14 protein-coding genes are annotated in these 19,066 nt (G+C 67.0%); 8 read left to right on the top strand and 6 right to left on the bottom strand.

Features of this window, described 5'->3' with window-relative positions; genetic code table 11:
- Positions 1-14: 14 nt before the first annotated feature.
- Together AC06DU_RS19055 and AC06DU_RS19050 are read left to right on the top strand one after the other, a co-directional pair.
- Entirely contained in the window at positions 15-824 is an 810-nt protein-coding gene (locus tag AC06DU_RS19055; protein WP_228911232.1) for an outer membrane beta-barrel protein, read from the top strand.
- 196 nt (positions 825-1,020) lie between these two features.
- The gene (locus AC06DU_RS19050; protein ID WP_046344822.1) at positions 1,021-1,632 is read left to right on the top strand and encodes a PH domain-containing protein; all 612 of its coding nucleotides are present in this window, start codon (positions 1,021-1,023) and stop codon (positions 1,630-1,632) included.
- 99 nt (positions 1,633-1,731) lie between these two features.
- Here AC06DU_RS19050 and speE read toward each other — a convergent pair whose 3' ends face one another.
- Positions 1,732-2,589 carry a polyamine aminopropyltransferase gene (speE, locus tag AC06DU_RS19045; protein WP_226427952.1) on the bottom strand — a complete coding sequence of 286 codons (858 nt, stop codon included), beginning with the start codon at positions 2,587-2,589 and terminating at the stop codon, positions 1,732-1,734.
- Between the two features lie 234 nt (positions 2,590-2,823).
- Between speE and speA the strand changes: the two genes are divergently transcribed.
- From speA to AC06DU_RS19025, 4 genes are all read left to right on the top strand, one after another.
- Positions 2,824-4,710 carry an arginine decarboxylase gene (gene speA, locus AC06DU_RS19040; protein WP_046344820.1) on the top strand — a complete coding sequence of 629 codons (1,887 nt, stop codon included), beginning with the start codon at positions 2,824-2,826 and terminating at the stop codon, positions 4,708-4,710.
- A gap of 949 nt (positions 4,711-5,659) precedes the next feature.
- Complete coding sequence (locus AC06DU_RS19035; protein ID WP_478204455.1) at positions 5,660-9,586, top strand: amino acid adenylation domain-containing protein; 3,927 nt, start codon at positions 5,660-5,662, stop codon at positions 9,584-9,586.
- Positions 9,579-10,916: a glycosyltransferase gene (locus AC06DU_RS19030; protein ID WP_104608727.1), complete on the top strand. Its 1,338-nt coding sequence runs from the start codon at positions 9,579-9,581 to the stop codon at positions 10,914-10,916. The genes AC06DU_RS19035 and AC06DU_RS19030 overlap by 8 nt, the downstream gene beginning before the upstream one ends.
- Positions 10,917-11,202: 286 nt before the next feature.
- Entirely contained in the window at positions 11,203-12,330 is a 1,128-nt protein-coding gene (locus tag AC06DU_RS19025) for an acyltransferase family protein (protein ID WP_478203028.1), read from the top strand.
- Between the two features lie 165 nt (positions 12,331-12,495).
- Here AC06DU_RS19025 and AC06DU_RS19020 read toward each other — a convergent pair whose 3' ends face one another.
- The 5 genes from AC06DU_RS19020 to radC all read right to left on the bottom strand — a co-directional run bounded on the left by AC06DU_RS19020 (position 12,496) and on the right by radC (position 17,225).
- Complete coding sequence (locus AC06DU_RS19020) at positions 12,496-13,251, bottom strand: SDR family NAD(P)-dependent oxidoreductase (protein WP_016901972.1); 756 nt, start codon at positions 13,249-13,251, stop codon at positions 12,496-12,498.
- Between the two features lie 40 nt (positions 13,252-13,291).
- A complete protein-coding gene (locus AC06DU_RS19015; protein ID WP_478203027.1) occupies positions 13,292-13,840 on the bottom strand; it encodes a hypothetical protein in 549 nt (182 codons plus the stop codon).
- Positions 13,841-13,845: 5 nt separating this feature from the next.
- Positions 13,846-14,727: an SPOR domain-containing protein gene (locus AC06DU_RS19010; RefSeq protein ID WP_478203026.1), complete on the bottom strand. Its 882-nt coding sequence runs from the start codon at positions 14,725-14,727 to the stop codon at positions 13,846-13,848.
- 45 nt (positions 14,728-14,772) lie between these two features.
- A complete protein-coding gene (gene argS / locus AC06DU_RS19005; protein ID WP_016901969.1) occupies positions 14,773-16,461 on the bottom strand; it encodes an arginine--tRNA ligase in 1,689 nt (562 codons plus the stop codon).
- Between the two features lie 86 nt (positions 16,462-16,547).
- Complete coding sequence (gene radC / locus AC06DU_RS19000) at positions 16,548-17,225, bottom strand: RadC family protein (protein WP_049818219.1); 678 nt, start codon at positions 17,223-17,225, stop codon at positions 16,548-16,550.
- A 96-nt stretch (positions 17,226-17,321) separates the two neighbouring features.
- Here radC and coaBC point away from each other — a divergent pair, with 96 nt between their 5' ends.
- Together coaBC and dut are read left to right on the top strand one after the other, a co-directional pair.
- Positions 17,322-18,590 (top strand): bifunctional phosphopantothenoylcysteine decarboxylase/phosphopantothenate--cysteine ligase CoaBC, encoded by a 1,269-nt coding sequence (gene coaBC, locus AC06DU_RS18995; RefSeq protein ID WP_024940449.1) that lies wholly within the window; start codon positions 17,322-17,324, stop codon positions 18,588-18,590.
- Complete coding sequence (gene dut / locus AC06DU_RS18990) at positions 18,587-19,054, top strand: dUTP diphosphatase (RefSeq protein WP_016901966.1); 468 nt, start codon at positions 18,587-18,589, stop codon at positions 19,052-19,054. The genes coaBC and dut overlap by 4 nt, the downstream gene beginning before the upstream one ends.
- Positions 19,055-19,066: the final 12 nt, after the last annotated feature.

Genomic DNA, 19,066 nt, shown 5'->3' with positions numbered 1-19,066 from the left:
CATTGGGGAATGCAATGAAAAGGACCGCAACATGGCTGTTGGCCTGCACGGCGCTGGGCTGCGTTTCCGACGCGGCCGCACAGTCGTTGTCGCGTGGCTGGGACACCTATCGGCAACAGCAAAAGCAGCAGGCTGGCACCCAGGGGGCCACCGCACCGGCAGCGCCACCGTCCGGCCCGTCGCAGGACGGTACCTCCGCAGGACAGACGGCAGTGCAAGCCAGTGCAGCCGGCGAAACCGGCGGATTCACCACGGTGACGGCACAGACGCCTGCAGTGGCGGCACCGCCCGCACCGGCGCCTGCCTACGTTGCGCCTGCACCACGCGAACAAGAGCCGCGCCTCAAGAGCGGCATGTTCTTGGGCGCGCAGGCCGGCGACGCCAAGGTGTTCGAGGGCAACAAGCAGGACATGGCAGGTTTCAACGTCGGTTACCGCTGGCGTGCTGGTCCGGTCACGCTGGTGGGCATTGAAGTGGCCACCGGAAAGGTCGACGGTTCGAAGGATGCGGATGGCTTTGTCGTCATTCCGACAGTGGACTTCGGCAGCATCGGTGCAACGGCGCGCTTCAACTTCGGCAATACCCCCGTGTTCGCCTTGGTACGCGCGGGCTATTGGGGCGGCGAGGCAAAAGGCGAGGATTACACCGAGCGTGTCTACGGCGCATATCTGGGTGCGGGCCTCGGTGTGGATATCGGCAAGCATTTCAGTCTGAGCGCCCTCTATACCAACTACCTGTACGCCGACGAGTACTACGACGACTACGAAGACATCACCATCAATCGTGCCGAAGTGCTGAGCGTCGGCGCCGAAATCCGCTTCTGAGTCGGCGTTAAAAACAGCGTTGTGCACACAGCAAGGCGGATGGCGACATCCGCCTTGTTGCCGTTGGGGCTGTATGAAGCGCTCAGTGATCCGGTACTGCGCACGCTTGGTCGGAACGCTGATCGGGACCACGAAGGCACGGATGTGGTGTCATACAAGACAACGCTGCGGCGCAGGCGATCACGACGAGGAAGGTATGGAGGTCTTTACGCAATTCCTGACCGATGAGCAGGATCCGGTGGCCGTGGGCAAGATCCTGCCCAAGGTGAACGAGCTGCTGACGCGGGACGAGCAGGTCGAGTACATCGCAGTGCAGAAGAAAATGGTGGTGAACCTGTCGCCGGCCGCGGTGGTGCTGACCACTCGCAGATTCATCGTGGTGCACCCCACGCTGTTCGGGATGACGTTTCGCGATGTCCCCTGGCGCGAGGTGCTCGACGTGCACATGAGCGAGCAGATGCTGGGAGCGACGATCATGTGCCGCACCACGCAAGGCGGCTACCTGTCCATCGACAGCCTGCCCAAGAAGCAGGCCCGGCGGGTCTACGCCTATGCGCAGCAGGTGGAGGAATCGGCCTACGAAAAGCGCCAGCAGCTGGAGTTCGACAAGTTGCGCGCATCGGCAGGTGGCGTGGTGGTGCACGCACCCACCGCGCAGGGCAGCGCGTCCTCGTCACCGCAGAGCACGGCAGCGGCCGCGGACGATCCGATCCAGGTGCTGAGCAAGCTCAAGCAGCTGCTGGATGCGGGGCTAGTGACCCAGGAAGAGTTCGACGCCAAGAAGGCCGAGGTGCTGGCGCGGTTGTAGGGCGCTCGGCACGGTTGCCTGGTCACGGCCCGGCCTGGCCGTGATTACTGGCGCGCCGCCCGCATCCGCTGGCGGCGCGCTACGGTGCGTGAGCCGCGCTTACTCGCCCAGCGCCTTGGCCACGAACGGCGGTGCGACCAGCACGCCGGTATGCAGGTGCGCGGTGTAGTACAGCGTCTCAAAGCCCTTGGCCTGCGCAGCGTCCAGGCGGAAGGCGAAGTCGGCGTTGGCCTGCTTGCTGGCCATGGTCACGCTCCACCAGCCGGTCGGGTAGCACGGCTGCGGGAAGGGCAGGGTCTTGAACGACTGGAAGCCGGCCTTGCCCATTTCGGTACGCATTTCCTTGATCAGCTCCAGCAGCGCCAGCGGCGATTCGGACTGCTGCACCAGGATGCCGTCGTCCTTCAATGCCTTGAAGCAGCTCTCGTAGAAGGCCTTGTTGAACAGGCCCTCGGCCGGACCGACCGGGTCGGTGGAGTCGACGATCACGATGTCCACGCTGCCGGCCGGGCAGTTGGCCATGTAGGCCACGCCGTCGTCGAACAGCAGCTCGGCACGCGCATCGTGGTTGGAATCGCACAGCTCGGGAAAATACTTCTCCGACATGCGGGTGACCTGCTCGTCGATGTCGCACTGGGTGGCGCTTTCCACGCCCGGGTGCTTGAGCACCTCGCGCAGGGTGCCGCAGTCGCCGCCGCCGATGATCACCACGCGCTTGGGCGCGGCGTGGGTGAACAGCGCCGGGTGGCTGATCATCTCGTGATAGAAGAAATTGTCGCGGCTGGTCAGCATCACCGCGCCGTCGATCAGCATCAGCTTGCCCCAGTCGGTGGTCTGGTAGATCTCGATCTTCTGGAACGGGGACTGCACCTCGTCCAGCTTGCCGCTGATGCGGAAGCCGATCGCCGAGCCGGTCGGCTGGAAGTGTTCGATGTACCAGTTGTCGTTGGCGCTCATGCAAGGTCCTGAAAGATGGGGCTGTTCCTTCTCCCACTTGGGAGAAGGTGGCGCGAAGCGCCGGATGAGGGTCGGGCGCAGCCGCGCACAGGCAAGCTGCTGGCGGCCATCCCGAACCCCCGCCAACCCCGCTCCAATCAGGAGCAGGGCGTGAAGTCGGCGCGGATTGTAACGGACCCTGCGCGTGCCAGGCGTTACACTTCACGCCCTTTTTGCCCCAGCCGAGTCAGCGAAATGAGCGATTGGTCCCTCGACCAAGCCCGCAAGACCTATTCGATCCCGCATTGGGCCGACGGGTATTTCGATGTGAACGACGCCGGACATGTGGTGGTCACGCCGACCAGCGACGGTCCGTCGGTGTCGTTGCCCGAGGTGGTGGACGCCGCACGCGCAGCTGGCGCCAAGCTGCCGCTGCTGGTGCGTTTCCCGGACATCCTGGGCCAGCGCCTGGGCAAGCTGCAGGCGGCGTTCGCGCAGGCGCAATCCGAATGGGACTACGCCGGCGGCTACACGGCCGTCTACCCGATCAAGGTCAACCAGCATCGCGGCGTGGCCGGCACGCTGGCCAGCCACCACGGCGACGGCTTCGGCCTGGAGGCGGGCAGCAAGCCGGAGCTGATGGCGGTGCTGGCGCTGTCGCGTCCGGGCGGGCTGATCGTCTGCAACGGCTACAAGGACCGCGAATACATCCGCCTGGCGCTGATCGGCCGCAAGCTCGGCCTGCAGACCTTCATCGTCATCGAAAAGCCCTCCGAGCTGAAGCTGGTGCTGGAGGAGGCGCGCGCGCTGGACGTCAAGCCGGGTCTGGGCGTGCGCATGCGCCTGGCCTCGCTTGGCGCGGGCAAGTGGCAGAACAGCGGTGGCGACAAGGCCAAGTTCGGGCTGTCGCCACGGCAGGTGCTGGACCTGTGGAAGACCCTGCGCGACACCGAGTACGCCGACAGCCTGCAGCTGCTGCATTTCCACATGGGCTCGCAGATCTCCAATGTGCGCGACATCGCCAACGGCATGCGCGAAGCCACGCGCTACTTCGTGGAGCTGTCGCGGCTGGGCGCCAGGATCAGCCATGTGGACGTCGGCGGCGGCCTGGGCATCGATTACGAAGGCACGCGCTCGCGCAGCTATTGCTCGATCAACTACGGCCTGCATTCTTACGCCAGCAACATCGTGCAGCCGCTGGCCAGCGCCTGCGAAGAGCACGGCCTGACCCCGCCGCGCATCGTCACCGAATGCGGCCGCGCGATGACCGCCCACCATGCGGTGCTGATCGCCAACGTGTCCGAAGTGGAGCAGGCGCCGGAAGGCCGCGTGCCGGACGCGCACGACGACGAGCCGGCAGCGATCCGCCACCTGCGCGAGATCCATGACGAGCTCGATGTGCGCCCGGCGGTGGAACTGTTCCAGGAGGCGCAGCACTTCCATGCCGAAGGCTTGAGTGCGTATGCACTGGGCCAGATCGACCTGACCCACCGCGCGCGTATCGACGACCTGTTCTATGCGATTGCGCATGGCGTGCGTGCACGCCTGAGCTTCGACGAGAAGAGCCATCGCCCGGTGCTGGACGAGCTCAACGAGCGGCTGGTGGACAAGTACTTCGTCAACTTCAGCGTGTTCGAGTCGATTCCGGATGTGTGGGCGATCGACCAGGTGTTCCCGATCGTGCCGATCGAGCGCTTGAACGAAGCGCCGCAGCGGCGCGGCATCATCGCCGACATGACCTGCGACTCGGACGGCATGGTCAAGACCTACGTCGAGAACGAAAGCCTGGACAGCTCGATGCCGCTGCACACGCTGAATCCGGGCGAGAGTTATCGCATCGGCTTCTTCCTGGTCGGTGCCTACCAGGAAATCCTGGGCGATATCCATAACCTGTTCGGCGATACCGATGCTGTGGAAGTGGCCGTGGACGGCGATGGCTATCGCATCGCGCAGCAGCGCCGCGGCGATACCACCGATGTGATGCTGGACTACGTGGGCTATCAGCTGGACACGCTGCGTGCGACCTATGCCGAGCGCATCGCCGCCGCGCAGCTGTCGCCCGAGCGCGCACAGGAATTGAGCGATGCGCTGGAAGCAGGGTTGACCGGTTACACCTATCTGTCCGACGAACCGTTGGGCTGAGGCACTGCGCGCTGCGGGGGCCGTGGCGCGCCATGCTGTTTTCACCCTGGCGCGCACTGCATTGACGCGACGGCCCGCAGCATCGCTGCGCGGCCGTCATGCGGCGGGGCTCAGGGTCCGAACTCGGCGCCATTGCCGGACGCCATGGCTTCTGCGCGCCCTGGCCGAGCCCGGTAACGCATTGCCTGCAACGACGGCGTGCCACGATCAACGCCATCGGCCCAGCCAGGGCCAGGCAATCACCAGCAACAGCTGTGCATACGTGATTGCCTCAGCATGGCAATGACAATCAAGTAACCGTGGCGTGACCGCACGGTTGCAGACGGAGTTGCAAAAAATCACTGTATTTTGCGAAGTGGTTGCGCTGGTAATGCAATAACGTCAACGCCGTTGCACATAATGGTCTTAGTGCATGCGGCCATGGGCGCGGCGCAGGCCATGCAAAATTCCCGGAAAAAAAGCCTTCACCGGCTGCGGTGCGATGTGTGGCCGTCGGTTCGGTAGCGCGCAACCGCCGCAAAACGCGCGCTGTGGGCGTATGCATCCAGAACATTAGTTGAAATCACACTTCGGCAAAAAATTTTCGCAGGCGACGCGGATTTCGTGATTTTTGCACGGTTTATCGCGGTGGCTAGTTGTTAGTGTTTGTTTAACTTGTCGGGAAACAAGTGCTTTTAGCAATGTCGTTGCACGTCGTGGTAGCGACGCTGCACGTCGCTTCGTGGTGCGTTCCCATTGTGCGTTTCCATCGTATATCGCCGGCATGCGTTGGCGGTCGTCGGTGTCTCTTACCTCACGTTCTCAAGGCCAGGTGCTGATCCGGCGTCCCACTGACCGCATTGCGGACATGGCGCACCGGGCGACTGCGCGCCACACAAGAAGGATGCACGCAATGCACACTGACGACTCTCCGGTGTTTCCTCTGACCAAAGCGCAACGCGGCCTGTGGGTGGCCAGCAAGTTGCATACCGACAACACCTTGATGTTGTCCGAAGCCCTGGAAATGTTCGGCCCGCTGGATCCGCAGCTGCTGATCCGCGCCAGCATGCAGCTGACGCGCGAATTCGACACGCTGCGGCTATGCATCGCCGAGCACGACGGCGTGCCGCATCAGGTGGTCCTGCCCGAATACACCGCCGCGATTCCGTATTTCAACGTCAGCGAAGATCCTTCCCCGCGCAACGCCGCCGAGCATTGGGTCGACGAAGAAATCCGCAAGCCGGAAGATCTGCAGAACGGGCCGTTATGGCATTGCGCGGTGTTTCGCCTTGGCGAAGACCACCATATGTGGGTGCAATGCGTCAGCCATCTGGTGATGGATGGCTATTGCGCCTCGATCATGATGCAGCGCATGGCGGTGCTGTATAACGCCTACGCAGAAAACATCGAGCCGGAGCCTGCGCAATACGGTAGCGCGCTGTCGCTGATCGAGCTGGAACAGCAGTATCGCGAGTCCGATCGTTTTCAGCGCGATCGCAGTTACTGGATGCAGCAGCTGGCCGATCTGCCGCCGCCGGCGACCCTGGCGCGTCCGGGCAATCACCTGTCGACCGGCTTGTTGCGTGGCACCGGACAGTTCTCGCCGCAGCAGGTGGTGCGGCTGCGCGCACTCGGCAAGGACTATGGCGCCAGCCTGCCGCAGATGCTGATTTCGCTGATCGCCGCGTATTACTACCGTTGCACCGGCGCCGAGGATCTGGTGCTGGCCATGCCGGTGACCGGCCGCATCAATGCGCGCTACCGGCAGACCGCAGGCCTGGTGGCCAATGTGATTTCGCTGCGCCTGAAAATGGATCCGCAGCAGCCGGTGCATGCGCTGTTCGCACAGGTGTCCTCGGTGGTCAGGCATGCGCTGCGCCACCAGCAATACCGCTTCGAGGACGTGCGCCGCGATCTGGGCATGTTCGGGATCGATCAGAAGTTCGCACGCCTGGCAGTGAACATCGAAGCCTTCGATTACGCACTGCGCTTTGGCCAGGCCTATGCGATGCCGCATAACCTGTCCAACGGCCCGGCCGACGATCTGACCATCTTCTGCTACGAGCGCGGCGACGGTGCCGCGTTGCGCTTCGATCTGGATGCCAATCCGGCGCTGTACGACAGCGACGAGCTGGCCGAGCACTGCCGCCGGCTGACCCATCTGGCCGATGCGGTGCTGGCCGATCCGGAATGCGCGCTGGGCCAGATCGATGTGCTGGGCGATGCGGAACGCCGCCGCCTGTTGCAGACCTGGAACGCCACCGCCGCAGCGCTGCCGGAACCGGCCACGCTGCTGCACGGCATGCTGCAGCGTGCCGAGCTGATGCCGGCGGCAGTGGTGGTGCAATACGACAACCGCACCCTGGACTACGCCACGCTGTGCGAACTGGCCTCGCGCATCGCCGCGCAATGGGTGGCCGATGGTGTCCGCCCTGGCGACGTGGTCGCCATCGCGCTGCCGCGCAGCGAGCAATTGCTGGTGGCCCTGCTGGCGGTGATGTGGAGCGGGGCGGCGTATCTGCCGCTGGACCCGGAAAGCCCGGCCGCACGCAACCGGCAGATGCTCAACGATTCCGGTGCCATCGCGCTGGTCTGCGAGCCGGCGTTGTGCGAGCGCTATCTGCTCGGCGGCATGGTCTGGCTGGATCCGCGCCCGGCGGTGTTGCCGGCGGCGATCGCGCCGCTGGCCACGCCGGACGGTACGGCCTATGTGCTGTACACCTCCGGCTCGACCGGCGCGCCCAAGGGTGTGGAAATCAGCCATCGCAACCTGTTCAATTTCCTGCATGCGATGGAGCATGAGCTTGCGTTGCGTCCGCGCGACCGCGTGCTGGCGGTCACCACCATCACCTTCGATATCGCCGGGCTGGAGCTGTATCTGCCGTTGCTGGTGGGTGCGCGCGTGGTCATCGCACCGGCCGGCATCACCCACGATCCACGCAGCCTGTCGCGGCTGATCGCGCAGGAGCAGATCAGCATGGTGCAGGCGACCCCGTCGCTGTGGCGCATCCTGCTGGCCAATCAGGATCTGGCGCTGGACCGTATCCACGCCCTGGTCGGCGGCGAAGCCCTGGTGCCGGAACTGGCGACCCAGTTGCTGAGCCGGGTCGGGCGCCTGACCCAGTTGTACGGGCCGACCGAAACCACGATCTGGTCGACCATCATGCCGTTGCAGCTCACCGACGCTGCCGCCCCGCCGATCGGCAGGCCGCTGCTCAATACCCGCGTCTATGTGCTCGATGCGCAGCGGCAACCGCTGCCGACCGGCGCGATCGGCGAGTTGTACATCGGTGGCGCGGGCGTGGCCAAGGGCTATCGCGGCAAGCGCCAGCTGACCAGCGAGCGCTTTGTGCGCGACCCGTTCGCCGACGACGGCAGCAACATGTACCGCACCGGCGACCGCGTGCGTCAGCGCCGCGACGGCATGCTGGAATTCATCGGGCGCGCCGATGCGCAACTGAAGATCCGCGGCCATCGCGTGGAGCCGGCCGAAATCGAAAACGCCTTGCTGCTCCACTCGCAGGTGGCGCAGGCGGTGGTGGTCGGTCATCGCGATGGCGACCACGACACACTGCAGTTGCTGGCGTATGTGGTGGGCAAGCATGGCGCGACGCCATCACCCGAGCTGTTGCGCGCCCATCTGCAGCAGCGCCTGCCGGCGTCGATGATTCCCACCTTGTGGGTGCCATTGCAGGCACTGCCGCTGACACCCAATGGCAAGCTGGATCGCCGCGCCTTGCCCTCGCCAGGTGCGCTGCCGCAGCGCGCGCATGTGGCGCCGCGCGATGCGCTCGAACAGCAGCTGGCAGCGATGCTGCAGGATGTACTGGGCATCGAAGTGGTAGGCGTCGAAGACAACTTTTTCGAGCTCGGCGGCGACTCGCTGCGCGCGGCGGAAATGGCTGCACGCTTCCCGCAGACGTTCGGTGTCGAACTGCCGCTGGGTACCCTGTTCCATGCGCCGACGATCGCCGGCCTGGCCGAGGTGATCAAGCGCAACGCGCAGATCCCTAACGATCCGCTCGGCGTGCTGTTGCCGCTGCGTGCGGGCACCCCGGGTACGCCGCCGCTGTTCTGCATCCACCCGGTGGTCGGCCTGGGCTGGTCGTATCTCACCTTGCTCGGTCAGCTGGATCCGCAGTGGCCGGTGTATGCCTTGCAGTCGCCGGGCTTGAGCGACCCGCAGCATCGCCCGGAAAGCATCGAGGCGATCGCGCGCGATTACTTGGCGCGGCTGCGCACGGTGCAGCCACAGGGGCCGTACCGATTGATCGGCTGGTCGCTGGGCGGCTTGATCGCGCATGCCATCACTGCCGAACTGCATGCGCTGGGCGAAGAAGTCGAATTGCTGGCAATGCTCGACAGCTACCCGCACCTGGAGCAGGCCGCGTCGCTGCCGGAATCGGAAAACGTGCGTGCATCGGTGCATGCGCTGGGCCTGCATCTGGCACCCGGCCAGCCGATGCCCACCACGGTGGCCGAACTGGCCAGCCTGCTGTGCGATCACTACGGCTTGAACGACCTGCCCGCAGTGCGCCAGCTGCTCGAGCAACGCCCCACGTTGCTGGACGACATGGGCGGCATGACCCAGCACCACCTGCATCTGGCGCGGCGTCACCGTCCCAAGCCGCTGGACCAGGATGTGGTGTTCGTCGAAGCGAGCGTGCGCATGACCTCCGGCGGCGACGATACGGTGTGGGTGGATTACCGGCCGCAGGCCTGGCGCCCGTATGTGCGCAACCTGCAGTTGCATGTGCTCGACAGCGACCACCACTCGATGCTGTCGTCCACACATTCGGCCACGCTCAGCGCACTGCTGCACGCGGCCACCACGAAAGCCGCACAACGCGATGGCAGCATCGCCACCGCCAGCGACGGGGTGGCCGAATATGCCTGAGTCCTCCTTCAACGCGGGACGCCAGCGCCCGGTGCTGATCGCCACCCTGGGTACGCATGGCGATGTACGCCCGATCATCGCGCTGGGCCGTGGCTTGCAGGCGCGCGGTTACCCGGTGCGGGTGCTGACCAGCGCCAACTTCGAAGCGCTGATCCGCGCCAATGGGCTGGACTTCTTCCCGCTCAGCGGTGACCACCAGAAACTGCTGCAGGGCCATCCGGATGTCGCCGAGATGCGCGGTGGCTGGCGCGGCATCTGGGGCACCTTGCGTGCGCAGCTGCTGGAGTGGGCGCGCGACTGGGCCGAGCAGGGCCGCGCGGCCTGTGCCGATGCCGGCCTGATTCTCGGCGTCGGCAGCGCCAGCCTGCTGGCGCATAGCCTGGGCCAGGCCTACGGCCTGCCGGTGGTGTTCACGCAATTGCAGCCGCTGACCGCCTCTCGGCATGTGCCGTTGATGGTGATGCCCACCGTGCGCCTGCCCGGGCTGGTGAGCGTGGCGCTGCATCACGCGGTGCGCTTTGCCGGCTGGCAGCTGATGCGCCCGGCGCTCAACGGCATCGTGCGCCCGGCCTTGGGGCTGCCGGCATATCCGTGGAGTGGCCCCGATCGCAGTGCGCAGCGCGTGGTGTATGGCTACAGCGAGCATCTGTGCCCACGCCCGCCGGACTGGCCGGACCGGGCCCAGGTCAGCGGTTTCTGGCAGTTGCCGCAGCCGCAGTGGCAGCCACCGGCCGCGCTGCAGGCGTTTCTGCAGGCCGGCCCGCCGCCGCTGTATATCGGTTTCGGCAGCATGATCAGCAGCGATGCGGCCCAGCTCACCGCCATCGTCAAGGCGGCGGTGCGTCTGACCGGTCAACGCGCGCTGCTGGCCAGCGGCTGGGGCGGGCTGGCGGCCGCGGAAGATGCATCCGACGATGCCCAGCGCTTCTTCCAGCTGGAGCAGGCACCGCACGATTGGCTGTTTCCGCGGGTGTCGGTGGCAGTGCATCACGGTGGTGCCGGCACCACCGGTGCGGCGCTGGCTGCGGGGATTCCGTCGGTGGTGCTGCCGTTCGGCTATGACCAGCCGTTCTGGGCGCACTGCCTGGCCCAACGCGGAGTCGCCCCGCCGGCGCTTGCACGGGTCGGGCTGCAGCCGGAGACCCTGGCCGATGCCATCGGCCAGGCCAGCGCGCCGAGCATGCGCGCAGCGGCGCGCGCGCTGGGGCAGCGCATCCGCGAGGAGGACGGAATCGGCCGTGCGGTGGAGCAGTTGGAAGCCTGGGGATTGCTGCAACCGGCGCTGTCGGTGGCGCCGGCCGTGCGGATCGAGCAGCAGGCCGTCGCGTGACACAGGCCGATGCGTGATGGATGACGCTGTGGGGAGCCACAGCGTCAACATTGGATTGGCTGCGGCAATGCGGCTGGCCTCACCGAAGCCCCTTGGCTGCTGCACGGGCGTGGCGCTGGCGTGTTGCTGTCGCCGATAGGTGGTCGGCCGGACCATGCCTGCATGACGGAGTGAGGTGGAAACAGCGTCTGCATTGCTGATCCGAGCTGGCGAATGCGGCCAGCGCCGGCATCGTCGCATCGGTAGGATGCGGCACAATCGGGCTCCCTCGCTTTGCATCGCCCGCATGCGCTACCCCGCTCTCGATCTGCTGCGTGGCCTCGCCATTGTCTGGGTGATGCTGTTCCATTCCTTCGTGGTCGGCGGTCTGGGGCCGGACTGGGCGTGGTTGTCGCGCTACGGCTGGATGGGCGTGGACCTGTTCTTCGTCCTGAGCGGCTTTCTGATCGGCACGCAGGTGCTGAGGCCGCTGGCGCGCGGGCAACGCCTGGACTTCAAGGAGTTCTATCTGCGCCGCGCGTTTCGCATCCTGCCGGCGTTCTTGCTGGTGCTGGTGATCTACATGGCGTGGCCGGATTTTCGCGAGTCGCCCGGGCTGGCGCCGTGGTGGATGTTCGTCACCTTCACCCTGAACCTGTTCGTCGACTACGGCCGTGACGCCGCGTTCTCGCACGCCTGGTCGTTGTGCGTGGAAGAACATTTCTATCTGGTGTTTCCGTTGCTGGCGACGCTGCTGCTGCGTCGGCCCTCGGCTACACGCTTTGGCTTGCTCTGCGTGCTGGTCGTGGTTGCAGGCATCGCGCTGCGTGCCGGCATCTGGTGGCACAACACCGCCCTGGACAGCGCTGGCGTCGGTCTGCAGCGCAACTGGTTTATCGAAGACATCTACTACCCGACCTGGAATCGTCTGGATGGTCTGCTGGCCGGTGTCGTGCTGGCGGTGCTGAAGGTGTTTCGTCCCATGACGTGGCAACGGCTGCAGCAGCACGGCAACGCCATTCTGTGTGCCGGCGTGGCGATTCTGGCGCTGGCAATGTGGCTGTTCCGCGAGCGCACCGGCCTGCTCGGCAATGCGGTGGGCTGGCCGGTGCTGTCGCTGGGGCTGGCCTTGCTGGTGCTCGCCGGCACCGCCAGCAGCGGTGTACTTGGCGGTTTGCGCGTGCCGGGCGCGGCATGGCTGGCGGCCATCTCCTACAGCCTGTATCTGACCCACAAAGCCGTCTTCCATCTCACCCAGGACTGGTTCGGCCCGGCGCTGGAGGGGCGGGGCGTGCTGGCATTTGCGGTGTATGGCTTGGTGGAGGTGCTGGGCGGCGCGCTGTTGCACTACGCGGTGGAGCGCCCGTTCCTGCAACTGCGCGACAGGGTGCTGCGGCCAGGCGCGCAGCCGTTGGCTGCCGCCGATCGCGGCTGACCGGGCAAAGCAAAACGCCGCGCAATGCCCGGCGTTGTCATCAGCCCTGGCGGTGCGCCGGTTGCCGCGCCGCACCCAGCTTGGATGCGGCGCGATCTGCTCGCGCGCCGACCGCCACGCCATCGGATCGCGGCGCGACCGAGGCACTGGCGTTGCAGGCCATCGTCACTGCGCGTCGCGCGCCACCTGGAAACCGGCGAACGACTGCGTGACCGGCATGATTTCCAGCCGATTGATGTTCAGATGCGCCGGCAGGCTGGCGACGTAGAAGATCTGCTCGGCGATGTCCTCGGCGGTCATCGGGGTGGCGCCGCGGTACAGCGTGTCGGAGGCGGCCTGGTTGCCGCCGGTGCGCACCAGGGTGAATTCGGTTTCGGCCATGCCCGGTTCGATCGAGGTCACGCGTACGCCGGTGCCGTGCAGGTCCGCGCGCAGGCCCAGCGAAAACTGCTGCACGAACGCCTTGGTGCCGCCGTACACGTTGCCGCCGGTGTAGGGGTAGGTCGCCGCGACCGAGGCGATGTTGATGATGGCGCCGCGGCGTGCGATCAGCGCCGGCAGCAGGCGGTGGGTGAGGGTGACCAGCGCGGTCACATTGGTGTCGATCATCTGCTGCCACTGGGTCAGGTCGGCCTGTTGTGCAGGCGCGGTGCCCAGCGCCAGCCCGGCGTTGTTGACCAGCACATCGATGTCGGCAAACTCGGCCGGCAATGCGTCGATCGCTGCCGACAAGGCCTGCGCATCGCGCATGTCGAAGGCTGCGGTGTGCACCTGGCCGGCAGGCAGCTCGGCCGCCAACGCATCCAGGCGCTCGGCGCGGCGGCCGGTGGCGATGATCTTCCAGCCGGCGGCGGCAAAACGGCGCACGGCGGCGCTGCCGAATCCGGAGGTGGCACCGGTGATCAGAACAGTCTTGGACATGGGGGATAACTCCTGCGAACGAGGGGGTCAGGCAAAGGGATCAGGGGGTGGTGGCAGCGCCGGGTGCGTGGGCCTGGGCACGGCGCGCGCGCAGCTCGGCCTCACTGAGCGGCTCGCGCGTCACTACGCGGCCGTGTTGCACCTGCAGGAGCAGATACGGTGCTTCTGCGGTGCCGGGTGCGGTGTCGCCGGTGCTCACGGCGGTTGGCAGGGCGATCACCAGCTCGCCATCGATCCAGTCCGCGGCGACCGGGGCGGTTCGTCCGGGGAACAACACCTCGAGCGGTAACGCCGGCGGCGCGGTGTCGCAGGCACCGATGACGATGCGATCCAGCAGCACCTTCGTCTGCTCCACGCGCCAATCGGCCTGGTAGCCGCGCCAGTTTGCACTGCAACTGCCCAGCGCCGGCCGCGCATGCGCCACGAACCGTTGCCAGGTGGCTTGGTCGTCCAGCACCGGCGCCAATGGCTCGGCCAGCAGCACCGCGTCCTGCCCGTCGATCCGGATGCGGTCGGGAATCTGCTCGGTGGCGTGCGCCGCGCCGATCAGTCCCCACCACAACCACAGGCCGGCGGTGCGCTGCAGCACGGCGGCTACTGCGCCTTGATCGCAATGGCGGGCAAGCCGCTACCGGTCAGTTTCTGCTTGGCTTCTGCCAGTTCGCTGGCGCTGCCGTACGGCCCCATGCGCACGCGGTAGACGGTCTTGCCGCTGATGTCGGCCGACTCCACGCGTGCGGCCAGGCCCATCATCGCCAGCTTGGCCTTGGTCGATTCGGCATCGCCGGAGGCGCCGAACGAGCCGGCCTGCAGGATGTAGCGGGTGTTGTCGGTCACTGCAGAGGCAGCTGCCGGGGTGGCAACTGCTGCCGTCGCTGCCGGCTTCGGCGCAGCGGTTGCAGCCGGCGTGCTCATTGCCGCAGTGCTGGCCGGGGCCGGGGTGGCGGCCGGGCGTGCCGGGGCGGTCTCGGCCAATGGCTTCGGCGCGCTGGCGGCCGTTTCGGTCAACGGGACCGGCACGCTGGCGGCCGGCGTGGCTGCCGCCACACTCGTACCCGGTGCAGGCGCGACCGCCTTGCCTTCCAGCGCCGCGCGCGCGCGCGCGGCTTCCTCGGCGCGTGCACTGGCCGCCAGTTCGGCATCGGACATCTGCACTTCCTTGCCGGGCAGCAAGGTATAGAAGTCGTACTGGGTCTGCGCATCGCCCGGCTTGGCCTGCGGCTTGAGCGGTTGGGCGCTGGGCTTGGGCAGCTCGGCCGGCGTATCCACGTCGGCATCGGCCACCGGCTCGGGCTGTGCGTCGGGGTTGGCGCGCGGGCCTACGCGCAGGAAGCCGTCGCCGTCCTTCTTGAACAGGTTGGGCGCGGCCAGAAAGATTACTGCCGCAATCGCAGCGCCCGCCACCAACCACACCCAACCGGGGGTGCCATTGCTGGTGTTGCGTCGCGCCTGACTCTTACCGCGTCGTGCTGCCATCTACCACTTCTCCGAATCACGTCGTTGCGGGCCATGCGGCCCGGCTTACATCTTTTCTGGGGCGCTGACGCCAAGCAGTTCCAGGCCGTTGGCGAGCACCTGTTGCGTGGCGACGGCGAGGGTGAGCTTGGCGTCGCGCTCTGCGGCATCGTCCACCAGCAGTTTGGTGTTGTGATACCACGTGTGGAAGGCGTGCGCCAATTCACGCAGGTATTGCGCGATCTGGTACGGCTCCAGCGTCTGCCCGGCGATTTCCACCACCTCCGCATAGCGCGACAGCTCGACCATGACGTTGAGCGAATGCTCGTCGTCCAGGCGCGCCAGCTCGGCCAGTCCGTGCGCCTGCTCGTACTTGTAGCCCTTCTCCTGCGCCTGCCGCAGCACGCTGCAGACGCGGGCATGCGCGTACTGCACGTAGAACACCGGGTTGTCGTTGCTCTGCTGACGGGCCAGGTCGATGTCGAAGGTGAGCTGCGAGTCGGGCTTGCGCGCGATCAGGAACCAGCGCACCGCATCGGCGCTGGTTTCCTCGATCAGATCGCGCAGGGTGACGTAGCTGCCGGCACGCTTGGACAGTTTCACTTCCTCGCCGCCGCGCATCACCGTGACCATCTGGTGCAGCACGTACTCCGGCCAGCCTTGCGGGATGCCCAGTTCCAGCGCCTGCAGGCCGGCGCGCACGCGCGTCAGCGAGCCGTGGTGATCGGCCCCCAGCTCGGTGATCGCGCGCTCGTAGCCGCGCTGCCACTTGGTCAGGTGGTAGGCCACGTCCGGCACGAAGTAGGTGTAGGTGCCGTCGGACTTGCGCATCACCCGGTCCTTGTCGTCGCCGAAGTCGGTGGACTTCAACCACAACGCACCGCCTTCCTCGTAGGTATGGCCGGAGGCGATCAGCTTCTGCACCGCTTCTTCGACCTTGCCATCCTTGTACAGCGAGCTTTCCAGGAAATAGATATCGAAATCGACGCGGAACGCGGCCAGGTCGTGGTTCTGCTCGTTACGCAGGTAGGCCACGGCGAAGCGGCGGATCGCGTCGAAGTCGGCAGGGTCCTTGCCGCCGGTGACCAGGTGGCCTTCCAGGTCGACGGTGTCGCCGGCCAGGTAGGCGGTGGCCACATCGGCGATGTAGTCGCCGCGGTAGCCGTTCTCCGGCCAGCCGTCGCTGTCGGGGGTGAGCCCCTGCGCGCGCGCCTGCACCGACAGGGCCAGGTTCTCGATCTGCACGCCGGCATCGTTGTAGTAGAACTCGCGCTTGACGTTCCAGCCGTTGGCATCGAGCACGCGTGCCAGGCTGTCGCCGATCGCCGCGGCGCGGCCGTGGCCGACGTGCAGCGGGCCGGTCGGGTTGGCCGAGACGTATTCCACGCCCACCGAGCGGCCGTTGCCGGCCAGCCCGCGGCCGTAGTCGTGGCCCTGCTTGAGCACATGTGCCACTTCGCGCTGGTAGGCGGTGGGGGCGAGATGGAAGTTGATGAAGCCCGGGCCGGCGATCTCCACCTTGGCCACGTCGTCGCTGGCCGGCAATGCGGCGACCAGCGCCTGGGCCAGCGCGCGCGGGTTGCTGCGCGCCGGCTTGGCCAGCAGCATCGCGGCATTGGTGGCGAAGTCGCCGTGCTCGCGCGTCTTGGGCCGCTCGACCACAAAATCCGGCGGCAGGGTGTCGGCAGGCAGGGTGCCGTTGGCGCGCAAGGCTTCAATGCCTTGGCCGATCAGTGCGCGGAGTTGGGCTTTCACGTGGGATCTGCTTGGAACGAAACCATCGATTTTACCCGACCGCGCGCCCCGGGGTCGGGCCGACGGTTCAGGTCACCGCCGCGCGCTCATCCCAGCCAGCCGCGCTCGGCCAGAGAGACCGGACGCCCGTCACCGATCACGAAGTGGTCCAGCAGGCGGATATCCACCAGCTCAAATGCATCCAGCAGGCGCCGGGTGACCGCGCGGTCGGCCTCGGACGGCTCCGGATTGCCTGAAGGGTGGTTGTGCCCGACGATCACCGCCGCGGCATTGTGCAGTAGCGCCCGCCGCACCACTTCGCGCGTGTGGATGTCGGCCCCGTCGATGGTGCCGGTGAACACTTCCTCGAAGGCGATGGCGTGATGGCGGGTGTCCAGGTACAGCACCGCGAACACCTCGTAGGGGCGCGCACGCAGCCGCTGCGAAAAGTAGCGGCCGACGCTGGGCGGGTCGCTGAGCGCGTCGCCGCGTTCCAGTGCGCTCAGCAGGTGGCGGTGCGCCAGTTCCAGCGCCGCACTGAGCTTGCAGGCTGAGGCCGGACCCAGGCCGGGCAGGCGCGCCAGGGCGGGCGCCGTGTGATCCAGCAGCACGCGCAGCGGGCCGTGGCGCAGCAGCAGATTGCGTCCGGTCTGGACAGCGTCCTGGCCGCGCAGGCCGGAGCCGACAAAGATCGCCAGCAGCTCGGCATCGGACAGGGCAGGCGCCCCGCGCGCCAGCAGTTTCTCGCGCGGGCGTTCGTGGGTGGGCCAGTCGTGAATGTGCATATGGCGAGATTGCCGGTGCTCATCGCTCACGCCTATCAGGCCGGACGGGGGCATCGGCTAATCTAGTTGTCCTTGTAACCGTAGGACGACTCCGACGTGATCGGCTCCACTCAGGCCCGCCCCCTGGACGGACAGCGCTTGCTGCTGTGCGTCGGCGGAGGCATTGCCGCTTACAAATCGCTCGAACTGGTCCGTCGCCTGCGCGACGCCGGTGCGCAGGTGCAGGTCGCCATGACCAGCGGCGCGCAACAATTCGTCACCCCGCTCAGCTTCCAGGCACTGTCCGGGCAGCCCACCCGCACCACGTTATGGGACAGCGCCGCCGAGCAGGCGATGGGACATATCGAACTGGCGCGCTGGGCCGATCAGGTGATCGTCGCCCCGGCTACCGCCGACCTGCTGGCGCGGCTGGCGCACGGCCTGGCCGACGATCTGGTCAGCACGCTGTGCCTGGCCACCACCGCGCCGCTGACCGTTGCCCCGGCAATGAACCACCGCATGTGGCTGCACCCGGCCACGCAGGCGAACGTGGCGACCCTGTCCGCGCGCGGCGTGCGCGTGGTCGGTCCCGAGGACGGCCCGCTGGCCGAAGGCGAGTCCGGCCCCGGCCGGCTGGCCGAGCCGGCGGCGATCATCGCCGCCCTGGCCGGCGGTGCCGGCAGCGCCGCGCCGCTCGCCTCCAAGGCTGCTGCCGCCCCGGCGTTCGTGCCCAGCAGCGCGCAACTGGACGGCCTGCGCATCGTGATCAGCGCCGGCCCCACCTTCGAGGACCTGGACCCGGTGCGCTACGTGGGCAACCGCAGCAGCGGCAAGATGGGCTATGCCCTGGCCGCTGCCGCCGCCAGCCAGGGCGCCGACGTGGTACTGGTCAGCGGCCCGGTGCACCAGACCACCCCGGCCGGGGTGCGGCGGATCGACGTGCGTTCGGCTGCGCAGATGCGCGATGCGGTGCTGGGCGCGTTCCCCGCCGACATCTACATCGGCGCCGCCGCAGTGGCCGACTACACCCCCAAGCGGGTGGTCGCGCAGAAGATCAAGAAGACCGGCGAGACGCTGACCCTGGAACTGGTGCGCACCCCGGACATCCTGGCCGAGGTCGCCGCGCAGACCGGCGCGCTGAAGCTGGTGGTCGGCTTTGCCGCCGAAACGCACGACGTGGAGCATTACGCGCGTGGCAAGCTGGCCGCCAAGCGGCTGGACCTGATCATCGCCAACCAGGTGGGGATCGAGGGCGGCGGCTTCGAAAGCGACAACAACGCCGCCACCGCCTACTGGCAGGGCGGCGAGCGCGCCTTCCCCAGCAGCAGCAAGACCGAATTGGCCGACCAGCTGTTGGCCCTGATCGCGGAGAGATTGCAGGCATGAGCACCCCGACCCAGTCCCTGCAGGTGAAGCTGCTCGACCCGCGCTTTGGCGATCTGTGGCCGCTGCCGGCCTACGCCACCGACGCCAGCGCCGGCATGGACCTGCGCGCCGCGCTGGAAGCGCCGATGACGCTGGAACCGGGCGATGCGGCGCTGATTCCCAGCGGCATCGCCATCCATCTGGCCGACCCGCAGCTGTGCGCGGTGATCCTGCCGCGCTCGGGCCTGGGCCATCGCCACGGCATCGTGCTCGGCAACGGCACCGGGCTCATCGATGCCGATTACCAGGGGCCGCTGCTGATCAGCACCTGGAATCGCGGCCGTGAGGCCTTCACCATTGAGCCGGGCGACCGCATCGCACAGCTGGTGATCCTTCCGATCGTGCGCGTGGGCTTGCAAGTGGTGGATACTTTCGTCGACAGCGCGCGGGGAGCGGGTGGATTCGGCCACACCGGCGTGCGCTGACGGGGGACGTCA

Source organism: Xanthomonas sp. NCPPB 3200 (genome assembly GCF_056393585.1).
The sequence above is the reverse complement of the archived record's forward strand: the minus strand, read 5'-3'. Positions and strand labels throughout refer to the sequence as shown.